The sequence below is a fragment of the Pseudoalteromonas sp. ECSMB14103 genome, from assembly GCF_000813065.1.
Lineage (GTDB): Bacteria > Pseudomonadota > Gammaproteobacteria > Enterobacterales > Alteromonadaceae > Pseudoalteromonas > Pseudoalteromonas marina.
The window spans coordinates 100,372-123,543 of sequence record NZ_JWGY01000007.1; the positions used below are offsets into that span (position 1 = coordinate 100,372).

21 protein-coding genes are annotated in these 23,172 nt (G+C 39.6%); 16 read left to right on the forward strand and 5 right to left on the reverse strand.

The window, feature by feature from the left end:
* Positions 1-435: 435 nt before the first annotated feature.
* Positions 436-1,452, reverse strand: coding sequence for a nucleoid-associated protein YejK (gene yejK / locus RF53_RS12580; protein WP_006794655.1), 1,017 nt, complete (start codon positions 1,450-1,452; stop codon positions 436-438).
* Between the two features lie 62 nt (positions 1,453-1,514).
* Between yejK and RF53_RS12585 the strand changes: the two genes are divergently transcribed.
* The 7 genes from RF53_RS12585 (at position 1,515) to RF53_RS12615 (ending at position 7,890) form a co-directional block, all read left to right on the forward strand.
* A complete protein-coding gene (locus tag RF53_RS12585) occupies positions 1,515-1,727 on the forward strand; it encodes a DUF1414 domain-containing protein (protein WP_006794656.1) in 213 nt (70 codons plus the stop codon).
* A 4-nt stretch (positions 1,728-1,731) separates the two neighbouring features.
* The gene (locus RF53_RS12590; RefSeq protein ID WP_039037887.1) at positions 1,732-3,225 is read left to right on the forward strand and encodes a DUF3413 domain-containing protein; all 1,494 of its coding nucleotides are present in this window, start codon (positions 1,732-1,734) and stop codon (positions 3,223-3,225) included.
* A 97-nt stretch (positions 3,226-3,322) separates the two neighbouring features.
* Entirely contained in the window at positions 3,323-3,808 is a 486-nt protein-coding gene (locus RF53_RS12595) for a DUF4124 domain-containing protein (RefSeq protein ID WP_010557304.1), read from the forward strand.
* Between the two features lie 141 nt (positions 3,809-3,949).
* A complete protein-coding gene (gene aceK / locus RF53_RS12600; RefSeq protein WP_039037888.1) occupies positions 3,950-5,668 on the forward strand; it encodes a bifunctional isocitrate dehydrogenase kinase/phosphatase in 1,719 nt (572 codons plus the stop codon).
* Between the two features lie 16 nt (positions 5,669-5,684).
* Positions 5,685-6,623 (forward strand): LysR family transcriptional regulator, encoded by a 939-nt coding sequence (locus RF53_RS12605; RefSeq protein ID WP_006794660.1) that lies wholly within the window; start codon positions 5,685-5,687, stop codon positions 6,621-6,623.
* A gap of 175 nt (positions 6,624-6,798) precedes the next feature.
* The gene (locus RF53_RS12610; protein ID WP_008126367.1) at positions 6,799-7,242 is read left to right on the forward strand and encodes a ferritin-like domain-containing protein; all 444 of its coding nucleotides are present in this window, start codon (positions 6,799-6,801) and stop codon (positions 7,240-7,242) included.
* A 252-nt stretch (positions 7,243-7,494) separates the two neighbouring features.
* Positions 7,495-7,890 carry an ExbD/TolR family protein gene (locus RF53_RS12615; RefSeq protein WP_006794662.1) on the forward strand — a complete coding sequence of 132 codons (396 nt, stop codon included), beginning with the start codon at positions 7,495-7,497 and terminating at the stop codon, positions 7,888-7,890.
* An 88-nt stretch (positions 7,891-7,978) separates the two neighbouring features.
* On the opposite strand, the gene RF53_RS12620 is transcribed toward RF53_RS12615, so the two are convergent.
* Genes RF53_RS12620 through RF53_RS12630 form a run of 3 tightly spaced genes read right to left on the reverse strand, consistent with a single transcriptional unit; the run spans position 7,979 to position 12,669 of the window.
* On the reverse strand, positions 7,979-11,014 hold the full coding sequence (locus RF53_RS12620) for a TonB-dependent receptor plug domain-containing protein (protein ID WP_039037889.1): 3,036 nt from the start codon (positions 11,012-11,014) through the stop codon (positions 7,979-7,981).
* A gap of 9 nt (positions 11,015-11,023) precedes the next feature.
* Positions 11,024-12,100, reverse strand: a complete 1,077-nt coding sequence (locus RF53_RS12625) for a FecR family protein (RefSeq protein WP_010557301.1) — start codon at positions 12,098-12,100, stop codon at positions 11,024-11,026.
* On the reverse strand, positions 12,097-12,669 hold the full coding sequence (locus RF53_RS12630) for an RNA polymerase sigma factor (protein WP_006794666.1): 573 nt from the start codon (positions 12,667-12,669) through the stop codon (positions 12,097-12,099). Before RF53_RS12630 ends, RF53_RS12625 begins: the two co-directional genes overlap by 4 nt.
* A gap of 120 nt (positions 12,670-12,789) precedes the next feature.
* On the opposite strand from RF53_RS12630, the gene RF53_RS12635 reads away from it, so the two are divergent.
* Positions 12,790-13,305: a DUF2937 family protein gene (locus tag RF53_RS12635; RefSeq protein WP_008126381.1), complete on the forward strand. Its 516-nt coding sequence runs from the start codon at positions 12,790-12,792 to the stop codon at positions 13,303-13,305.
* Here RF53_RS12635 and RF53_RS12640 read toward each other — a convergent pair.
* Positions 13,285-14,172 (reverse strand): LysR family transcriptional regulator, encoded by an 888-nt coding sequence (locus RF53_RS12640; protein ID WP_010557299.1) that lies wholly within the window; start codon positions 14,170-14,172, stop codon positions 13,285-13,287. The two genes, RF53_RS12635 and RF53_RS12640, sit on opposite strands and share 21 nt — an antisense overlap.
* A gap of 124 nt (positions 14,173-14,296) precedes the next feature.
* On the opposite strand from RF53_RS12640, the gene RF53_RS12645 reads away from it, so the two are divergent.
* The 8 genes from RF53_RS12645 to RF53_RS12680 all read left to right on the forward strand — a co-directional run bounded on the left by RF53_RS12645 (position 14,297) and on the right by RF53_RS12680 (position 23,163).
* Positions 14,297-14,947 (forward strand): peroxiredoxin-like family protein, encoded by a 651-nt coding sequence (locus RF53_RS12645; RefSeq protein WP_039037890.1) that lies wholly within the window; start codon positions 14,297-14,299, stop codon positions 14,945-14,947.
* On the forward strand, positions 14,947-15,708 hold the full coding sequence (locus RF53_RS12650; protein WP_039037891.1) for a haloacid dehalogenase type II: 762 nt from the start codon (positions 14,947-14,949) through the stop codon (positions 15,706-15,708). The genes RF53_RS12645 and RF53_RS12650 overlap by 1 nt, the downstream gene beginning before the upstream one ends.
* A gap of 167 nt (positions 15,709-15,875) precedes the next feature.
* Entirely contained in the window at positions 15,876-16,481 is a 606-nt protein-coding gene (locus RF53_RS12655; RefSeq protein WP_006794671.1) for a PilZ domain-containing protein, read from the forward strand.
* A 106-nt stretch (positions 16,482-16,587) separates the two neighbouring features.
* A complete protein-coding gene (locus RF53_RS12660; protein ID WP_039037892.1) occupies positions 16,588-17,643 on the forward strand; it encodes an agmatine deiminase family protein in 1,056 nt (351 codons plus the stop codon).
* On the forward strand, positions 17,640-18,533 hold the full coding sequence (locus tag RF53_RS12665) for a carbon-nitrogen hydrolase (RefSeq protein ID WP_039037893.1): 894 nt from the start codon (positions 17,640-17,642) through the stop codon (positions 18,531-18,533). Before RF53_RS12660 ends, RF53_RS12665 begins: the two co-directional genes overlap by 4 nt.
* A gap of 49 nt (positions 18,534-18,582) precedes the next feature.
* Complete coding sequence (mfd, locus tag RF53_RS12670) at positions 18,583-22,056, forward strand: transcription-repair coupling factor (RefSeq protein ID WP_039037894.1); 3,474 nt, start codon at positions 18,583-18,585, stop codon at positions 22,054-22,056.
* The gene (locus RF53_RS12675) at positions 22,056-22,892 is read left to right on the forward strand and encodes a peptidoglycan binding protein CsiV (RefSeq protein ID WP_039037895.1); all 837 of its coding nucleotides are present in this window, start codon (positions 22,056-22,058) and stop codon (positions 22,890-22,892) included. The genes mfd and RF53_RS12675 overlap by 1 nt, the downstream gene beginning before the upstream one ends.
* A 19-nt stretch (positions 22,893-22,911) precedes the next feature.
* Complete coding sequence (locus RF53_RS12680; RefSeq protein ID WP_008126398.1) at positions 22,912-23,163, forward strand: hypothetical protein; 252 nt, start codon at positions 22,912-22,914, stop codon at positions 23,161-23,163.
* Positions 23,164-23,172: the final 9 nt, after the last annotated feature.

Below are 23,172 nucleotides of genomic sequence, written 5' to 3' on the forward strand. Positions count from 1 at the left end.
TCGACGTTTACAAAATCAACTTACACTTAAGCATAGCGCCTTTAAACGGACTGCTTACTGGCTTTTAAGCAACGGGTTTTTATTTTGAAAACAAATATTCACAAAGAGGTTTAGAGACGCTGCGCTTTTAGAGAAGTGAAAATACGGCTTAAATTTGTTTTTCTGCTCATTTGCTCCTCATTCTCTTCTCTTTGTGCAAATAAGATCTTTAAGGTTTAGCAAAATACCTCGGCGGTAATTTTTAAATTATAAGTAACAAGAAGCTGCGCTTCTAACGTGAGCAAGCTCAACGTTTACAAGTAACTACTAAACAGTGGCATAGCAGGTTTAAAAGGTCTGCTCGCTAGCTTTAAATTAACTATTGGCGTAACAGGCAATAAAAAAGCGCGATATAAATATCACGCTTTAAATCTCTTTATTGTGGGAATGCTTGGCTTATTCGCCTTCACTTTCCATAAAGCGTTGCAGTTGATCTTTAAGGTTTGGTGGAATACCTTTAATTACTAACGTATCTGTTGCTTCGTTGTAGGTTACACGCTCACCTAAATGCTTGCGCTCAAAGCTTACACTCACACCGCCGCCTAAGCCTGAAAATTTAACCATACTGGTCACGGTTTTTTTATCGACTGGGAACGTTTCTTCTAAATCGTAACTTTGGTCCTTGCAAAAGCTGTCAAACGGACTGTCATCGCCTTTTGAAATAGCCGCTGATAGTTCAGTTACGCTTGCTTCTTCACCGGTCGTTACACAATCGTTACAGTAATCAAAAACCTGCTTACGTAAATCGTCTTTTTCTGATTTATCAAACTGCTGCTCAGATAGGTAATCTTCTACTGCATTTAGCATAACTTGGCTTTGTTGTTTAGGATCAACACCTTCTTCACAGCCTAAAAAGTCTAAGAAAAAGTCAGCAACTTTTCGCCCTGCTCTGCCTTTGATAAACGAAATATAACGATTATCCTCAGGCTGTGTATCCCAAGCAGTTAAGTCTATACGCGCTGCTAACTGCATACGAGAAATATCAAGATGACGCGATGCTGCTAAATCAAGCTCAGAGGTCATTGAGTAATGCTCTTTAATATTAATCATGGCAATTAACATGTAATCCGTAGCTACGTACTGGTAATGACAAAATACCAAGTAGCCTGTTTCGTTAAATGCGTATTTATCTAGCTCTTCTTTTAATACGGTAGATGCTTGCTCAGTTAAATGCCAAAAGCCCAGCTCGTTATTGCGGTAACTTTGCATTGATGACGCAACAATACTGTTTTTCTCGCCACTAAAGGCACAGTAACCTTTACCTGGCTTGCCCGTGAATGCATGGTGTAATTGTTCGATAAAAACAGCGACTTTATCATTAATGATCATTTCGTCGTTGCGAAGGTGAATTTGCGTATCGTCATCTTTTTTGTCTACATAATGAACGACTAATTTTTTAACGTCTGTTGTCATCTTTGTTTTTCACGCCTCAAGTGTTAAAATACGGGAATATAACTATTTTATTGAACCAACTGATGCCAATCTTATCAAAATACTCTAATGAAGAAGTAGAACAAATCGTCGACCAGCTTATTGATGTGCTAACTCAACACAAAGCACCGGTTGATTTAAGTCTTATGTGTTTAGGAAATTCTATCACGCATATCCTAAAAGAGCATGTACCAACAGGGAAAAGACAAGCTGTAACTGAGAACTTTGCAAAAGCACTTTCACAGTCGGTTAAATAAACGCATGAATTTATCGCAGCACAATCAGTTTTCATCAAAAGCAAGTCAGTTGCTAAGTTGGGGGCATTGGTTTACCTTTGCCAACATAGGTTTAGCGCTACTAATTAGCTTAAGCTATTTATTTGCTGACTCGCCACCAACAAGCTTTATGGGCATTACATACATGCTAGTAACATGGCTTAGCCATACTAGCTTTATTGCCTTCTTGGCGTTTGTGCTGACGGTATTTCCTTTAAGTTTAGTGTTTCCTTACCCACGCCATATTCGTGGCATGGCCGCTGTTATTGCAACCTGTGGCGCGTCTTTATTAACGTTAGACGCCTATGTATATGTTAACCTGGGTTATCATTTAAACCCTTCAGCCCTGCCTGAAATCATTTCCTTACTTTGGAACCGCTTAACCACTTCTCCAGCGCTTACTACGTTTCTTGCGGGCGGTATTGTGCTATTGATTTTAGGTTTTCAATTAGTGGTAAGCAATTATACTTGGCACCATTTGGCACGCTTAAAACAGTTTAAATTTGCACGCTATGCAATTTCGTTTTTAGTAGTCTGTTTTGCTTTTAGCCACAGCATTCATATTTGGGCAGACGCTAACTTAAAATTTGATATTACCAAGCAAGACAATGTGTTGCCGCTTTCGTACCCAACAACTGCTAAAAGCTTATTGGCTAAAAACGATTTACTAGATATAGAAACTTATAACCAAGCTCATAGCGTAAAAATTAATAACCAAAATATTAATTATCAGCCACCGGCTCCGCTGGTAAAGTGTGATGACTTTACTCAGGCTAATGTAGACATATTTGTATTTGAAACTGATGCACAACTAGTTGAGTTTGCAAATAACCACAAAGAGCTTCATAAAACAGAACTGTTTTTACAATCTACTAACCATGACGATACGCTGTTTGGTTTAGTATATGGTTTACCTTCATTTTACAAAGCCGCTATTTTACAAGAACAAATACTGCCTGCATGGCAAAGCCAGCGCCGTAGTATTGAAGTTATGGGTATTGATAGCCTTAGCTTTATTAATGATCAAGCTCACACCAATAATGCCATTAGAGTTATTAATGGTGCTGCCGAGCAAGCGCCACGAAACAACTCGCATGTTTTTGCCTTTAGTTTAGCAAGCGATAACGCTGAAGTAATCACTACATCTACCTTATATACTTCTGATAAGAATATTGCTGAAGGAAATGGGCTTATCCAACCTAGCGATTTAATTACAACAAGCGTTGGAAAATACTTAAATTGTAGCGCCATTGCTAAGCAAACAATGCTCGGTGTAAACTTATACAAGAAAAAAGATGACATGGGTGTTAACTACAGCCAAGGTGTTGTAATTGCATATAAAAAAGATAGAATCACTTTAATAGACTCAGATGGTAACTTTAAAAATATTTCTGCCGCTGAGGGGTTTTCTATTGAACAACGCTTAGATATCCCATTTTTAGTACAAAGTATTAAAAAGCTAAAAACCTTCTCTGAATAGTCATGATGTTAACCTAGCTTGCGATAATGCCAAGCTAGGTTATAGTTTTATAACACGTTAATTGCTTAGCAAAAAAATACGTTCATGGATGGCTATTATGACTAAACCTACTTACCTTTTTATTGTGCTTGGTACTCTTTTATTGAGTACACACAGCAACGCAACTACCTACTACAAATGCGTGACCGAAAAAGGCACAACCTTTTCTCAGTTCCCTTGCGATAACCAAGCGACAGCTTATAAGGTGACTACCGCTAATGTCACAGAGTCAGGTCCTGATGTTGATTATTCAAAACAATTAAATGCACTTGAACGAGAACAGCTTTTAAAAGGCTTAGAGGCAGAGCTACGCAGTAACAACCATAAGCTTGCTATTCTCGACAGAAACAAACAACGTAATGAATACAAGCAAAAGGAACGCCTAAATCATATTCTGGCTGACGACGATAAGAAGCGAATTGCAAAAGACATTACCAAAAAACTGAAGCTAATAAATAAAGAATATAAAAAAGAAGTATCTACAGTCACCAAACGCATTAAAAAGCTTGAGAAAAAAATCGAACGTTACAAAAAAAGTAATTAGAAACATATTACTTAACTTACAATTTGCACTTTTAGTTTATCGATTAATTTAGCCCTAATTAATTTAGCTTGGTTTTAAACTTAAAATAACATACCCTTAACAAAATAGAGTATAAACTCTAGCGTCAATTAAGGAGTGCTAATGCAGCCACGTAGTATTGCTGAATTAATTTTAACTGGCTTTAAAAAGCACTATCAGCTTTTTCAAAAAATAACCGCTCAAGCGCCCCTTGCCTTTGCCAAACAAGACTGGCAAGCAATTAATGATATTAGCCGTTTACGTATTAGTTATTACGATGAACGTGTTAACGAAACAATACATACCTTAAAGCAAGACCATCCTTCGCACGAACTTGACGAAACCCTTTGGCTTGAAGTTAAAAAACTATACCAAGGGTTCTTGTGCTTTCACCCTCAGGCTGAACTTGCTGAAACATTTTATAATTCGGTGTTTTGCAGGCTTTACCATAGACGCTATTTTCATAACGATTTTATATTTGTACAAGCCACCCTAAAAGATGCGCCATCGGTTCCTGTTGAGTCAGAATACCGAAGTTACTTTCCGGTTGTTGATGGTCTTAAACCCACAATTAAACGCATTATTAACCACTTTGACTTTAAAGCACCTTTTGTTGATTTAGAACGCGATATTCGTCTGCTAGTAAAAGCATTTTATAAGCAAGCCCCCGACACTCATCATCAACCCTGGAAAATGCGCTTTGATATTTTACATACCGCGTTTTATCGCAATAAAGCAGCTTACATAGTGGGACGGGTTGTATCTGAAAGTGGTGTTCAGCCGTTTATAATTGCTGTTCTTCATCACGAAGATAAAGGCTTATATTTAGATGCCCTACTCACTAAGTCTTCACAGATGCGTGTTATTTTTGGTTTTGCCCGCGCTTACTTTATGGTTGAAACGCACGCGCCTTCTGCGCTGGTACGCTTTTTAAATGAGCTTATGCCCAATAAAACTATGGCGGAACTCTATAACGCTATAGGCTTTCATAAGCAGGGAAAAACCGAGTTTTATCGAGAATTTTTAAATCATTTAACGCATTCGAATGACGAATTTACCATTGCACCAGGTACTCCAGGTATGGTGATGATGGTGTTTACCCTGCCTTCTTTTGGTTATGTATTTAAAGTCATTAAAGACAAATTTGGTGAGAGTAAACCATTTGGCCGCGATACAGTTTTGAAAAGGTATCAACTCGTAAAAAGCCATGACCGAGTTGGGAGAATGGCCGATACAATAGAATATTCAAACGTCGTATTCCCTTTGGCGCGCTTTGATAGTAATTTACTTGAGCAACTGCACAAAACGATTGGCTCGTCGATGGTCATTGAAGGTGATTGGCTGATCATAAAACATTTGTATATTGAGCGCCGTATGACGCCACTAAACTTATTTTTGGAAAATGCTGACGACGAAAGCGCTGCAGATGCAATAGAGGAATACGGCCAAGCATTAAAAGAAATGATAGCGGTTAATATTTTTCCTGGTGATATGCTATTGAAAAACTTTGGCGTAAGTAAACATAAGCGCATTATTTTTTATGATTACGACGAAGTACAATATTTAACAGACATGAACTTTAGAGCTTTACCTAAAGCGAAAAGTTACGATGATTACTTAATGGATGAACAAACTTACTCTGTTGCCCCGCAAGACGTTTTTCCGGAGCAACTTTGCACATTTGTAACACCCAATCCAACATACAAACAGTTTTTAATAAGCACACACCCTGAACTGATTGATGTTAACTTTTGGAAGCAGGCCCAACAAAATATAAAAAATGGCCTAATAAATCATATTTACCCGTACCCGACAGCACAGCGTTTTATCCATCACTGGTAAGCGCAAGGACACACACATGAATATAAGCAAAATAGATTTAAATTTACTTGTATACCTCGATACGCTACTTCGAGAGTGCAACGTTACACGCGCAGCAAATCAACTTAGCATTACTCAACCGGCCATGAGTAACGGCCTAAAGCGCCTTCGAAACCTTTTTAATGATCCTATTTTAGTTCGAACCAGCGATGGTATGGTACCAACAGAGCGTGCCATAGAGTTACAGCCAGTCATTCGTGGCATACTTATGACACTTGAAGAAACACTCGCACCAAATAGAGAGTTTGAAGCCAGCCAAAGTAAACGTGTATTTAGGATAATGGCCAGTGACTATGCAGCAAGCACACTTGCACCAAAACTACTGAGCAAACTGCACGAAGAAGCCCCAGATACAACGTTAGATATACTTACGCCAAGTGACGTGACCTTTCATGATGTTGAAAATGGTAAAGTAGATATGGCAATCAACCGCTTTGAAAATCTGCCACAATCGTTTCACCACAAACGTATATGGAAAGACAGCTTTTGCTGCCTTGTAAAAGCAGACAACCCAATTATTGAAAACTTCAGCCTTGATAGCTATCTTAAAGCGCGCCATATATGGGTGAGTAAAACGGGGTTTGGTGTGGGTGTTGGTATGGACCCTAAAGATGTGCAAAAGCTAGGTTGGGTTGATGAAGCACTTGCTCACTTTGGGAAACACCGAAATATTGCCACATTTACACGTAATTACCATGTAGCCATTCACTTGGCAAAAGAGCAAAATTTAGTGGCCACTTTGCCATCAAAGGCCGCAAATATTTATTTAGACGATGCCGGCCTTAAAATTTTAGAGCCACCATTTCCTATTCCTCCTTTTGAGTTAGATATGATCTGGAGCCCACTGCTACACAGGGATGCAAGCCATATTTGGCTTCGCCAAAAAGTAGCTGAAGTCGCTGATGAGCTAAAATAAACTTATTACACGGTTATTTGTAAGATTTGCTAGGCGTAATATTGTATTTTCGCCTAGCCATTTTTAATAAGCAAAATATAAATATAAATATCAGCAACTTAAATTACCTTTTTAAAATGGAATGGCCCTTGCTTTAGTTATGATAAGTTTCATTCATAACATTAAAGAGGTCATTATGAACACCCTTCAAGGAACAGACGCTAATCATATTTCAGACATCATTCAAGTAATGAACAGCGGTATCGATTTTTACCAAAAAGCACAAGAAAATATAAAAGACCCTGCTATCGGAGCATTATTCCAGCGCATGATTGACGCACGCAGAGTCAGCGTTGAACGCCTGCAACCCTATGCTATTAACGAGCAAGGTGAGCGAGAGGAAGGCTCTTCATTTGCTGTAGAAGCGCGCAGAGCATACACCGCACTTCTTACTACATTTGGCTCAAACAACGACAGCACGTATGTAAGCGAGCTGGAAGAAGTTGAAGACAAAACACTAGCAGAAATTAAAGAAGCGATGGATAAGCCACAACCCGCAGATTGTGAAGCCGCGCTTGCTGCAACACTTCTTACAATGCAAAGCTGTCATGCTGAAATGAGCCGTATGCAAAAAAGCTAAATAACCTGAATTGTATTTTAGCTATTCAGTAAATTATTCCCCATACAAACCCAGCGATAGGCTGGGTTTTTTATTGCTTTAAAATCATTTAACCTGTTTAAGTTACATGTTAGAACATAATTCATACAAATATTTAATGTTATTAGAATATTTATTTAACTGTATTATTTTTCAGCTGTGCTAGTTTTGTTAATAGGATCCTAAAAACCTCGCTGTGGCGCCGCAGCTTTAATTAAAATAGTAAGGTCCAATATGAAAAATAAAACAGCTAAACTGCAAAATAACGCCGACGTAGACATGACCCCAATGCTTGATATTGTGTTCATACTGCTCATATTTTTTATTGTTACTACCTCATTTGTTAAACCCGTCGCCATTGAATTAAATCGCCCATTAGACAAACCAAGTATTGAAAAACAAAGTAAAAATGCGGTTTTCAGTATTGATGCAAATAACGGCGTTTACTTTTCAGGGAGGTTAATTGACTTGGAGCAAGTGTCGAACAACTTAGCCATGTTTGCAGCTAAATATAAAATAAGCTCTGTGCTTATAAAAGCAGATGAAAACAGCAAGCACAACACACTGATGACTGTGATGAACAGCATTAAAGAGTACGACAACTACGCTATTAGCTTGGTTTCTGACTAAAACCTGTTAGCTAATTAGTCTTAAATATAAACCCAAAAAAAGGGCCTTGCGGCCCTTTGAGTTAAATAACGAAAGGGAGAGTTATTTATTAAAAACGGTACTCTGCGCCTACATAGTAGTACGCGCCGTTAAAGCCAAAAGGTGCTGAACGACGAGAGTATTCAAACACACCGTTACTACTTACAACGGTATTGCCGTTAGCATCTACAATTGTGCCTGTACGAGAGTTGCCAATTTCATTTTTGTCTGGGTATACATCAAACAAATTATTAGCGCCTACATTCACAGATAGGTTTTCGTTAATGAAGTAATTAACTTTTACGTCTGTTAATATTTCGGCACCGTAAGTTTGACGACCACCGTCTTCAACTGTGTATTCACCAAAGCGATTAAGCGACAGATTAACGGTCCAATCTTCGTTTTGGTAAAGCGCACTTAGGTTAATACGATCTTCTGGTTGCCACTCTTCAATAATCGAAATTTCTTGATCTGAAAACACACTTTCTACCGGCACAGTTTCAAGACCTGAGCCAGAAGGTGTAAATAACGAAACAACTTCAGTCTCTGTAAAGTTTGCAGCAAGGGTAAAATCAAGTGTGCCGCCAAATCCTTCAGTGTTATATGTTGCAACAAAATCTATACCGCTGGTTTCAGTGTCTGCGCCGTTTAAGAAAAACTGACCAGCACCTGCACCAGAGCTAACAAGCGCTGCGTCTAAACTAGTAGACAGCCCTTTACCTAAACGGTTACTAATAACAATTCGGTCATCAATATCGATTGAGTAGTAATCTACTGTTACGTTAATGCTGTCTGTAACGTTATAAACAATACCTAAACTACGGTTTTGAGACTTTTCTTCTTTAAGTTTTGGAATACCTAAACTTTGCGCCAGTGTTGAATCGTTTCTAAATGTGCCCACTTCTTCGGCTACTAATGTGCCATTTGGACCTACAACAAACTGTGTACTAATGTTGTTAAAGTAAAGCTGTTGCATAGAAGGTGCTCTAAAGCCTGAGCTTAATGCGCCACGTAATGAAATATCGTCTGTAATTGCCCAGTTACCTGCTAACTTAAAGTTAACCGTATCACCAAAGCCTTTGTAGTTATCGTAACGAAGTGCGCCAGATAAAATAACGTCTTCAATAACATATGCTTCAGCGTCTAAGTAAAACGAAATTACATCGCGTGACTCATCTACTGAAGATGCAGGTGACGAACCACCAAAGCCTTGCGTGCCACCAGAAGCATTTTCGCTGCCAACACCGCCGCTTAAACCGCTGTAAATACTTACGCCATTATTTGTATCGTAATCACGATATGCATACTCATTACCGGCTAAAATACGATACTCATCAGTACGCATCTCTGCACCCATCGCAAGTGAGTAGTCATCAAAGTTTTTAGTGAAATCTAAATTAATTGTTTGCAGCGATAGTTCCATACCATATGCGTATGCTTCGCGCGGGATAGTAGTACGAATATCTGCAGCGCTTAAACCTTGTTCGTAACGCAAAAAGTTAGCGTATGACGCATTAATTGTATCGCTTGTTGTGTAGTCGATGCTGTTTTCACCGTACGTGTACGATAAATCAAGGCTTGAATCGTTATCAAACTCTGTTTTGTAACCAAAGTTGTAAGAAATATCATCAATGGTGGTGTTTATTTTTGGTAAGAAACCAAGTGGGATTGTTGCGTCGCCATCTTGCAATACTGGGTTACCACCCGCATTAGCATTATGACGGAAAAATGCGGCTGATTCGTTATCACGTGTTGAATACGTAATAAAACCATATAATTCGCCATCGCCTAACTCGTAGCCAGTATTTACCGTTAAGCCAAACTGTTGTGAATCAGCGTCACCGATTCTAAATGTGTTACGATCAGCTGTTAATTCACGCGGATCGCCGGCTAACAAAGTACCATCGCTAAGTTCTTCACAGCCGTAAAACTGACATGAACCATGCAAACCTGCACGATTAGTTGGCGCACGGTCACGGTAGTTAATCGTTGTGTTTAAGTAACCATTGTCACCCAGTGCAAACCCTTTGTTGAAGTCAACGTTAACTGTTTCGCCGTCACCTTCAGAGTATTCACCATAGTTAATGGCTGCTTTGCCACCTTCACTACCATCTTTTAATACAATGTTGATAACACCAGCAATTGCATCAGACCCATATTGAGCAGCCGCACCGTCGCGAAGTACTTCAATACGCTTAATAGCAGATGCCGGTATAGCATTCATATCGGTACCGGCAGTACCACGACCAACCGAGGTATTAATATGGATAATACTAGCTTGATGACGACGTTTACCGTTGATCAACACCAATGTTTGATCGGGACCTAAACCACGTAATGTTGCAGGTCTTAATGCATCGGTACCGTCGCTAATAGATGAACTTGAAAAGTTAAATGAAGGCGCAATAGCTTGTAGCATACGGCCCACTTCAGTTTGTCCTGTATTTTCAAGTGCTTCAGCACTTAAAATATCGACCGGAACGGGTAAATCTTCAACCGAACGCCCTGCTACACGGCTACCGACAATTGCAATTTTTTCGATTTTGTCTTGAGCAACGTCTTCTGCTGCATTTACACCTTGAGAATTTACCGCCAGTAATGCCGGTAATACTGCTGCACTGACTGCTGAAAGCTTCATCATGTTGTTATCATTCCTGTTGATTTGTTTGAGTTTTATACTCAGTAATCCATTTTGATCAACAACCGCATCGAGCTCAGTCCCCACCAATAATGCCTCCAGTGCATCTAGTTTGGTATAGAATCCATAGACAGAATTTGCTTCATACTCTTTAGCTAACTCGTATGAAAACACCACGGTTTGCTTGGTTTGTTTAGCAAATTCAATTAAGGCTTTGTCTGCTCGCTGCGCTTTTATATCAAATTGCACCATTTGCCCGGTAGTTTGACTTGCGGCTTGCACATTTAAGCTAAACATAGCTGGTGCAAACACACATAAACCACTTAATAAATGCAATTGGTTACTGCGCACTGTATATAAACAGCTGGCAAACAAAAATCCTCTATGGTTTTGTTTCTTTTTTTTAATCTTTTTTTTACGTGCAGGATTTAAAGATGCAACTTTATCTAACATATGTCTGATTTGCATAGCTGCTTCTTATGATTTTGTATTTTGCGTAAGCGTAACTGTGTGTTTACCTTGGCGTTCATGGTTAATAGAAAAGTTAGTGTGTAAACTTTCTAGCAACCCAGCCACATCACCTGCTTTGAAAACACCCGCTACTTTAATAGACGCAAGCTCTTCAGACGATAATTTAAAACGTGTAGAAGTATAACGGCTCACTTCGTTTAAGGCATCGCTAAGCGGCTCACCATTAAAAACAAGCATGCCATTTTGCCATGCTAAGTCACGTTCAACATCATCAATAGAAAGCTGGGTAATTGGTTTGGTAATGCTTTTTTCTATAACGGCTTTTTCGCCAGATGTAACTATATTGGCATTAATTTGGCGAATTTTATCTGCGTTTTTGTCAGCTGACTGGTATGCTTTAAAGTCACTGGCATCCACCGCCACACTCGGATCGGTGATCATTACTTTGCCTTCGGTTACCACCAGTTCTAAATCTGAAGATGTATTACGCTGAACATTAAACACTGTACCCAATGCTGTAAAACTCTTATTGCCAGCCATTACACTAAATGGGCGAGATGCATCTTTAGCAACGTTAAAACGCCCTTCTCCTCTGTTGAGCAATAGCTGTCTGCGGCCTTTGCTGTAGGCAACTTCTAATAAACTATTTGTATTTAACTGCACAATAGTGCCGTCGGGTAATGCGTAAGTTGCTTGCTCGCCAACTTTAGTTTTATAAATTTTAGTGTAATTAACTTTTGCTAATTGTTGGCTGTAGCCATTTTCTAAGTTGATTAATAGATAACTACATACCATAAGTGCTGCAAATAAACTGGCTGCAATAGACGTTGAAACCAGCCATCTTTTTTTGGGTTGTTTACTATTACGATGAGGGAATAAATTACTGAGCTCGTTTAAAACAGATATTTCATCCCATAAGTGGGCTAGCTCGTAAAGCGCATCTTGGTGGGCGTTGCTCTGCATCATCCACAATGTAAACTGCTCTTTTTCATCTTTTGATAAGCCGCGGTCAATGGCGCTGATCCAGTTACAAGCTGTTTCTAATATTAAATCTTTTGAAGTAAATTGATGAACATTGCTCATTTTGCAACCCTCTTTACTGTTAACGGATGAAGAGAATTGTCGTGCTTAGTTTTTGCCACTTGGCTTTGATCGTGTTCGCGCATATAAAGCATGGTTTTTAATAACCCTTTAGCAATGTGTTTTTCAACAGTACTCTGACTAAGCTGCATCTCGCTTGCGATCTCTTTTTGGCTCATGCCATATACTTTTTTAAGTATAAAACATTTACGGGTTGATGGGCTTAACTGCTCAGTTGCTTTACAAAACAGTAAAAAACGTTCTTTTGACGTGTATTCATCTTCGAGCTGCATTGACTTTAGCAACACAGGTAATTCACTGTCGTCATCTAGCGAATCATTAAATTTGTTGTCCCACTTAGCAACATGGTTTAATGCTAAATGTTTAGCGGTTTTTAACATGTAACTACGGGTATATTGAATATCTTGTTTTAAATCAGCCTCGTAGCTTTTAATAAATGTTTCTTGCACAATGTCGTCTACATCATCGGGCTGAACTATGCGTGAAACAAAGCGTTTAAGTTGGCTTGAAATATCAACAAATGTTGACGCAAATTTATTCTTTTTGGTCATCTTTAGTAAACACCTGTTGTTATTATTGTTAGCGTAAGATTACGAGTTTTGAATATAAAAAACTAGTTAAATGTAAATTTTTAGTTGTATAAATGTCATATTTTTTTATTAGGAGAATTAATGGGTAAAATTTTAGACTATATCCGACTGAGTTTTTTTGCTTGCGGGCTACTTTTAGGCGTACAAATACCCGCGTTTGTGAGTGATTTTGGCCAAGCACTAAACGCACAATTAGTGGAGGCAAATAATGCAATAGCGCCTTTTCAAAAAGACGCTAAAAAATACTTCAATAACGACCTTGCTAAGTTAATAAAGCACTATGAAAATTTAGGCGATGAAATTGTGGGAGAAGGTGCCAATCATATTCAAACTCTCAACCAGCGTCAGCAAACTTTGGCGAGGGCTGTTGATGAATTTTCAAACTCGCCTTATCTGTTTACACTGCGTAGCGAGCTTCACACTATAAAACAGCAAGTATGGCAACGTTTTGAAGGGCAAATAATTTTAAAAACAGACTCAATTACCGCAGCAATTATCACCGCAATAATCATTGCGTTTATTGCAGAGCTTACAGGCTTTTTGTTTATGGTTTTAATTAAACGCGTTTATATGCGATTAATCAGTGCGTGCGAATAACGATTTCATAAAGTCAAAAAACACATCTGTTTTTCGGGTTGTTAAGCTATTTTGTGGCCGTAAAAACCATACAGGGGCATCGCTTTGTGCAAGTACGTTAGGCATCACCTCTACTAATGTGCCATTTTTTAGCTCATCGTTTATTGCAAGCCTAGACTTTATAGCAATGCCGTGGCCCGCAATGGCAGCCTGGGTCATGTTGTCTGAATTTGAAATGGTAAAGCGCGTTTGTGCATTAAACGTGTGAATTTTTTGTTGGGCATCATAAAGCTTTAATTGGCGTTGCCATGGCAGACAGACCCAAAAATGTTTTTCTAACTCAGTGATGGTTGTTGGCATTGAATGCTTTTTTATATAACTAGGCGCAGCACATAATACACGACTGTTATTGACTATTTTACGAGAAAGCAAACCTGAATCATTTAATTGCCCTACACGAATAGCGACATCTTGCGCATCATCAACTACGTTTACAAACTGATCGGTTATTAAAAAGTCTAGTTTTAGATCTGGAAAAGCATGCTCAAATTCATTAAGCCTAGGCATTACATATTTAGAGAAAACCCAAGGTGGCATGGTTACTCTTAATAACCCACTTACCGATGAACTACGTGCGCCAATACTGTGCTCTGCATCACGTAATGCTTCAATTATGGCACCTATGCGGGTGTAAAATACTTCTCCCGCGGGTGATAAGCGCACTCTTCTGCTATCTCTAAACACAAGCACTGTAGCGAGCTCTCGCTCTAATTTACTTAAACGGTGACTAACTGTTGCAGGTGATAAACGCTGTTCACGAGCAGCTGCCAGCACCCCTTTATTTTCAACCACGGCAATAAACGTTTCTAGGTCACTTAAACTATACATAAAAACCCACAATGTCTTTTTAATGTTTAATATTTTCGAATGAAGCTTTCAGTTTTGCAATGTTTATTTAAATATTTAAAACCATATAATTTTGACCAAGTTTAATAATTGATGAGACTAAGCCATGAGTTTAAAGGCACAAATAGATGCATTTAATGTTCAAAAAGAAGCTAATTTACCCGCAGACGTTTTAGCATTAATGAATACAACAAACGAAGAATTAATTGCTCAGCACATACGAAATAACGCCTTACAGGTTGGCGATAAAATAGAAAACTTTATTTTGGCAAACCACCTAGGCAAAGATATAGAATTGGCCGATTTATTAAATAAAGGCCCTGTCGTTGTTAGTTTTTACCGTGGCGCATGGTGCCCTTATTGTAATTTAGAATTAAAAGCACTGAACGATTTTTTACCTCAGTTTAAAACTAAGAGCGCTCAATTGGTGGCAATTTCTCCTCAACTACCAGATCAAACCTTAACAACTGCCCAAAAAAATGAGCTTGAGTTTGATGTGCTCTCAGATATTGGTAATAAGGTTGCACAGCAATTTGGCTTATTATTTACACTCGATAAACGTATTCAAGAATTATACACCGGGTTTGGTATTGATTTTGAACACACTTACGGCGATAAAACATACCAACTTCCCCTTCCTGCCACTTACGTGATTAACCAAGAAGGTGTAATCACTTATGCATTTTTAAACGAAGACTACACACTTCGCGCTGAGCCAAGTGATGTAATGACCGCACTTGATGGAGAAAATAAATAATGCCTTTATTAAAATCATTAAAGCTAATAAGTCTTACACTTGCCCTTGGCGCAAGCTTACTGAGTAGCTCAGTGAACGCTGAAGAAAGTAAAGAAAAACCAAAAGTACTTATTTTTGATGTAAACGAGACTCTGCTTGATCTAACAAGTATGCGCGCCTCGATTGGTAAAGCGTTGGGTGGCAGAGAAGATTTACTGCCTCTTTGGTTTTCAACCATGTTACATAACTCATTAGTAGATACAGTGACCGGTGATTATCACGATTTTGGCCAAATTGGTGTGGCTTCGCTTGCTATGGTGGCAAATAATAACAATATTGAAATTACCAACGAGCAAGCTAAAACGGCCATTGTTACACCGCTTTTATCATTACCTCCACATAGCGATGTGAAAGACGGACTGGCAAAACTAAAAGCACAGGGCTATAAGTTAGTAAGCTTAACTAATTCGTCAAATAAAGGCGTTAAAACTCAATTTGAAAACGCAGGTTTATTGTCATATTTTGACGCGCGTTACAGCATTGAAGATATAAAAATATATAAACCTGATTTACGTGCCTACGAATGGGTACTTAAAAAGTTAAACGTCGCGCCGAACGAGGCTATGATGATTGCTGCACATGGTTGGGATGTAGCGGGCGCTAAACAAGCGGGCTTACAAACAACTTTTATTGCACGCCCAGGGAAAGCGTTATATCCGCTTGCGAAAAAACCTGATCACGTTGTGAAAGATTTACATGAATTAGCCGCTCTACTTAAATAACGAGCGCAAATTATAAAATCAATACCCAAGCGGCCATTCTCAGGAAGAGTTTGACCGCTTTTTTATTGCTAAAAACCGCGTGTAAACAATGTATTTAGCCCTTTTAACTGCTAGCAATTTACCCCTCACAACGCTACTATTTAAAATAACACGTCGTGGAGATAATTATGAATAGTCAAAGATTAAGCGAGTTTGAAGAGTATTTTCAAATAAACGAGAGCATTAGGGTTAATTTGTTTGCTGTATCTAATGAGCAAGTACCTAAATCTCAGCTAGCACTTGACGATGATATCCCGCCTCTTTTTAGATTAGCTAATGAAGTGAGTGAGCTTGAACAAAGCTCGTTACGTCCACTTCGAAACTTAGGCGATGTAGCCCAAGAGCTTGCTGCATTTTTGCAGGCGCAATCGCGAAAAATAGATTTAATTATGAGCCATATTTTGGCCTCAGAACAAGCGCAAGAAAATGCAATACACTGCGATAGCTATGGCGGCGGAGGTATTAAGTTTACGTCGTCAGATGTGTATTCTATTGGCCAATCGTTTAGGACAAAACTTTTTTTGCATCATGAGGCATCGGCTGTTTACTGCTACACTGAAGTGGTTGCCATAGAAAAACAAGATAACGACCACTACCAATACACAGTGCTTTTTACATCCATCAGAAACACTGATCAAGAATTAATAGTAAGAGCAAGTTTACATGCGCAAACGCGCCAACTAAAAAAACGCCAAGAACTAGAGCAACCATTAGACGATTCAAGCTCTGAATAATTGGTTTTACAATACAGTTTATATGGCAAAGCAAACCTATTTTTCAAGTGACTTAGAAGTAGCACAACTGCTAAACTAGTAGTATCTCTATTTGTATAAAAATGCCATGAACTTTAGACTTTTACCTGAATGGGCTGAGCAAGACGCTGTAATGCTAACTTGGCCACATAAACATACCGATTGGGCCGATAATCTTACCCGTGTTGAGCCTGTCTATGTTGAGCTTGCAAAGCACATAACACACTACCAATTTTTAGTTGTTGTTGCTCACGACGAAGCCTTAAAAGCACATATCACTGCACTACTTAACCAAGCCAATATTAATTTAGAGCGTGTTCATTTTGTTGTAACACCCACTAATGACACCTGGGCGCGCGATCATGGCCCACTAACATGTGCAAATATTAATGATGAGACCAAATTAAAGGTCTATGATTTTACATTTAATGGTTGGGGCAACAAATTTGAAAGCGCACTCGACAACCAAATTAATAAAGCGGTTGTTGAACAGCTAAGCCATGCAAACAATGATTACCAAACCCTAGATATGGTGCTTGAAGGTGGCGGTATTGAGATAAACGAGCACGGCGTATTGCTAACAACAAGCGAATGTTTGCTTAACAAAAACCGTAACCCTGACTTATCGAACCAAGACATAGAAACCTTATTAAAAACGCATTTAGGTGCCACCGATTTTTTATGGGTCGATCACGGTTATTTAGCTGGCGACGATACCGACAGCCACATTGATACCCTAGTACGATTTGCACCAAACAATACGCTTGTATACGTACAATGTGATGATGAAAATGACGAGCATTTCACCGCACTAAAAGCAATGGAAAACCAATTAAAAAGCTTTAAAACAGCAGGTAACACCCCATATACTTTAGTTGAACTACCGTGGCCTAAGGCAGCGTATGACGATGAAAATTCACGCTTACCTGCAACCTATGCCAATTACTTAATTATTAACAATGCAGTGCTTGTGCCTACATACAACGATGTAAACGACGACCGTGCATTAGCACAGGTTCAAATAGCGTATCCGCAGCACACTATTATTGGCGTGAATTGCCAGCCTATAATTGAGCAATTTGGTAGCCTTCACTGTATTACAATGCAATTACCGCGTGGATTTTTAGCTGGAGCAGCACAATGACAAGCCCTGCAAAATTAACCGTTGCTCTAGTGCAACAAAGCAACAACGATAACGCCGATGAAAACATGGCTAAATCAATAAAAGCCATTCGTGAAGCCGCTCAAAAAGGGGCTCAGCTTGTTGTTTTACAAGAGCTTCATCGTAGCCTTTATTTTTGCCAAACCGAAGACGTTGATGTCTTTGACCTGGCAGAAACCATACCTGGGCCAAGCAGTAACACCTTAGGTGAACTCGCTAAAGAGCTCAATATTGTGATTGTGGCGTCACTGTTTGAGAAGCGCGCAACAGGCTTGTACCATAATACTGCAGTGGTGCTTGAAAAAGACGGTAGTATTGCAGGTAAATATCGCAAAATGCACATACCTGATGACCCTGGTTTTTACGAAAAGTTTTACTTTACCCCAGGCGACTTGGGCTTTGAGCCTATTCAAACATCGGTAGGTAAATTAGGCGTGTTGGTATGCTGGGATCAGTGGTTTCCAGAAGCCGCGCGTTTGATGGCTATGGCTGGTGCTGAGCTATTAATTTACCCAACCGCTATTGGCTGGGATCCCAATGACGACCAAAATGAACAAACACGCCAAAAAGATGCATGGGTTATTAGTCAACGTGCCCATGCGGTCGCAAATGGAGTACCGGTGATTAGCTGTAATCGTGTTGGCCACGAGAGCGACCCAAGCGGACATAGCAGCGGCATTCAATTTTGGGGTAACTCTTTTATTGCGGGTCCTCAGGGTGAGTTTTTAGCGCAAGCTAACAACATCGATGAACAAATATTAGTGGTAGAAGTTGATCAAAAACGCTCAGAAAACGTAAGACGTATCTGGCCGTTTTTGCGTGATCGCCGAATTGATCACTACAGCGACCTTACAAAAATATACCGCGACTAACTAAAAGAATGGCTCTTACCTGTTAAGGGCCAATCAAATGGAGTAATAAATGGCGTTTGAGCAATGGGCAGCCTTGCCTTGGGTAAAATCTCAAAAAGATAAAATTCAGTGGGGGCAGCTAAGCGGAAGTGGTTTAAGTATTGCCATTGCCGAAGGTGTTAAACAGCAAGAGAACTTAGTATTAATTGTTACACCCGACACCCCCAGCGCGCTGCGCCTTGAAACAGAGCTCGAATATTTATTACCTAATAATCCGGTAATGGTATTTCCTGATTGGGAAACCTTGCCTTACGATCATTTTTCTCCTCATCAAGATATTATTTCTGCGCGTTTAGCTACATTAAATACCCTAAAAAAAGAACAGCAAAGCGTATTAATTGTGCCTGTGTCTACGCTTATGCTGCGAACCGCTCCGGCCTCGTTTATTTATGGTTCGACAATAAACTTTAAAGTAGGCGATAAACTCGACACACATAATTTTAGGCAAAACTTAGAGCAAGCCGGTTACCTAAACGTACAACAAGTTATGGAACATGGTGAGTACGCAATTCGTGGCTCAATCGTCGATTTATACCCTATGGGTAGTCCGCACCCATTTAGGCTCGACTTTTTTGATGACGAATTAGACACCATTCGTCTATTTGATGTGGAAACGCAGCGCTCTGATGAAAAAGTAGAGAAAATTGAACTGCTGCCAGCGCATGAATTTCCAACAAATGAGTCAGATATTGAGCGTTTCAGGATTGGTTACCGTGAAAAATTTGGTGCAAGTTCAGAGCAAGACTCTGTTTACATGCAAGTTAGTAAAGGAAACTGGCCAGCTGGTATTGAATACTACATGCCGTTATTTTTTGAAAGCCTAGCCACTATTTTTGACTACCTGCCTGATAATACAACCGTTATGCAGTTAGGCGATTTGGAACACGCTGCGGATAATTTTTGGCACGATGTTAATGTTCGTTACGAAAACCGTAAAGTGGACCCTCTGCGCCCACTACTTGAACCAAATGCCTTATATCAGCCAATTGAAGAGCTGTTTTCTAACTTAGGGCAATTTGCGCGTATTCGTTTATCGCTTGCCAAGCTGGGCACAAAAGCGGGTAATAAAAATTTATCCGTATGTGAATTACCTGCAATAAGAATAGATCATAAACAACACGAGCCCTATGCGGCGTTCATAGACTACGTTACAGCACAAAAAAAGAAAAAAAGTCGCATATTACTGAGCGTTGAGTCGGATGGTCGACGTGAGTCTTTACTCAATATTTTAAAACCCAGCGGTTTAAAGTTTAAAGAGTTTGATACCTTTGAACAATTTACCCAAAGCGATAGTGATGTAGGCTTAATTGTAAGTCCGCTTGAGCAAAGCGTTGTGCTTGGCTCTAAACCTTCATTATCAATTATTACCGAACAAGAGCTGCTAGGTATTAAAGTCTCGCAGCGCAGACGCCGTAAACATAAGTACGAAGCAAGCCAAGACGCTCTAATTCGTAACTTAGCCGAGCTTAAAGAAGGTCAGCCTGTTGTGCATCTTGACCACGGTGTTGGCCGCTATCAAGGTTTACAAACTATTGATGCAGCAGGTGTAATTACAGAATTTGTGACCATAATATACGCCGGTGAGTCTAAATTGTATGTGCCTGTGTCGGCACTACATATGCTTAGCCGTTATTCAGGCGGCGAAGAAAGCAGTGCACCACTGCATAAGCTCGGCTCTGATGCGTGGGAAAAGGCAAAAAAACGTGCTGCAGAAAAAGTTCGTGATGTAGCCGCAGAGTTACTTGATATATACGCACAGCGCCAAGCTAAACCAGGCAATAAATTTACTCTAGACGGACAAGCCTATCGCCAGTTTAGTGAAAGCTTTCCGTTTGAAGAAACCGACGACCAGCGTAATGCAATTGAAGCAGTATTAGGCGACATGCAATCAAAACAAGCGATGGATCGTTTAGTGTGTGGTGATGTAGGCTTTGGTAAAACCGAGGTCGCCATGCGTGCAGCTTTTGTTGCTGTTAACGATGGTAAACAAGTTGCCATTTTAGTGCCCACTACCCTGCTTGCGCAGCAACACTATGAGAATTTTAAAGACCGTTTTGCTGACTTTCCTATCGAAGTGGGTGTGCTTTCTCGTTTTAATTCAACCAAAGAGCAAAAAGACACTCTAGAAAATATGGCGAATGGCAAGCTAGACATTGTTATTGGTACCCATAAACTTATTCAGCAAGACATTAAATTTAACGATTTAGGGCTACTCATCGTAGATGAAGAGCATCGTTTTGGGGTACGCCAAAAAGAAAAAATTAAAGCGCTACGTGCAGATGTCGATATTTTAACGCTTACCGCAACACCTATTCCTCGAACGCTCAATATGGCAATGAGTGGCATGCGCGACTTATCTATTATTGCTACTCCACCGGCGAAACGCTTGGCGGTTAAAACATTTGTTCGCCAACGTGATGTAGAGCTTATTCGCGAAGCCATTTTACGTGAAATTAAACGTGGTGGCCAAGTGTACTTTTTGCACAATAACGTTGAAACAATTGAACGCGTGGCGCAAGAATTAAGTGAATGGGTACCTGAAGCAAATGTAATTACCGCTCATGGGCAAATGCGCGAGCAAGAGCTTGAGCAAATAATGACCCAGTTTTATCACCAAAAATACAATGTAATTGTGTGTACAACCATTATCGAAACCGGTATTGACGTACCCACAGCAAATACCATTATTATGGATAGAGCCGACAAACTAGGCTTAGCACAATTACACCAATTGCGTGGTCGTGTAGGCCGAAGCCACCATCAGGCATATGCCTATTTGCTCACAGGCGACCCTAAAGCATTATCAAAAGATGCCAGCAAACGTCTACAAGCAATTGAATCATTGGAAGATTTAGGTGCTGGTTTTGCACTTGCTACACACGATTTAGAAATTCGTGGTGCAGGTGAATTATTGGGTGACGATCAATCTGGGCAAATGCAAACTATTGGCTTTAGCTTGTATATGGAGATGCTTGAGCAAGCAGTAAACGCACTACGTGAAGGTAAAGAACCTACTCTTGAAAACCTCTTACAAAAACAAACCGAAGTTGACTTAAAACTGCCTGCATTACTGCCTGATGATTATATACATGACGTAAATGCACGATTAGGTATGTACAAGCGTGTAGCTAGTTGTGCTAACCTAGGCGACATTGATGAGTTACAGGTAGAACTAATAGACCGATTTGGTTTATTACCTGATGCAGCTAAAAACTTATTTAGTTTGCAACAACTTAAAATGCAAGCCAGTAATTTAGGGATAACAAAAATAGAGGCAAACCCTAAAGGCGGCTACTTTGAATTTAGCCAAAATACCAAGGTTAATCCTAGCTTCATTATTGGGCTGATACAAAGTGCACCGCATATTTATAAAATGGAAGGCGCAAATAAATTGCGCTTCGCTATTAGTGAGGCAAATGCCCGCGAACGCTTAAAAATGGTCACTGCTATGATTGCAGATTTCGAAAAAAAGGTTAGCCATTAATGTTGCTAAAAAAATCGCTGGTAGTTTTATGTTGCTTATTTAGCAGCACTGCAGTTGCAGAGCGTTGGTTTGAAGCTGAGGTGCTGATATTTAAACAGCGCCCAGCCCCCTATTTACAAGAAGACTTTAGTTTAAAACACGAGGCTATTGAAGATAAAAACACGCTTGATTTATTAACGCCACTTTATACCGAACAAGCCATGCAAGCCTGTATTGATGGCGATACACGTTTTCAAAAGCGTTCATTTACGGATTCGCTCGTTAACGACAATCCACGCTCGGGTGTTTGCGATGCAAGCACCGACTATGTTCAAAGTTACGATACATTGCCTGTTACACCTGTGGCACCGCCACTTGATACCATGGAGCAACCCTACTTACTTGCCCCAGAGCAGTTACAATTTAAAACGCAGTTTGAGCAACTAGACCGTAAAGGCTTAACGCCTATTTTACATACTGGATGGCGTTTTGAGGCAAAAAGTAAATCACGTGCGCCAAGCATGCACTTATTTGCCGGTGAGCTTATCAAAACACGTGTTTTTGATGTGCCGCGCTATTCAAATCCAGACTTTGTTAGTTTACTAGAGCCCCAACCTAGCTTATTTAACGACCCCGATGAATCAACTAGTAAATGGGAATTAGAAGGGTTATTTAAAATTCACTTGCGTCACTATTTATTTATCACTGCAGATTTTGATATTAGCCAAAAACTACAAAGTGGTGATGTAGAGTCATCACGGTTTTCACAATTTAAACGTGTAATAAGTGGTGAAATTCATTACTTTGACCACCCTCGCATGGGCATGATTGTCCAAATTAGAAAATTTAAACATTAATACTTAATAGGATACAACAATGAAAAAACTCCTAATTATTGCAGCTACACTAAGCCTGGCTGCATGCTCTAAAGTAACAGTAGAAAACTACGAAAAAATTAAGATTGGTATGGATAAAGCTGAAGTAGAGGCTGTATTAGGTAGCGCTGACAACTGCGTAGAAAAAACACTTCATACTAACTGTGTTTGGGGCGACGAGTCTAAAAATATAGAGATTACACTCGTTTCAGACAAAGTGACTTTATACAGTAAGCACGGCTTAACTCAATAAAATCGAGTA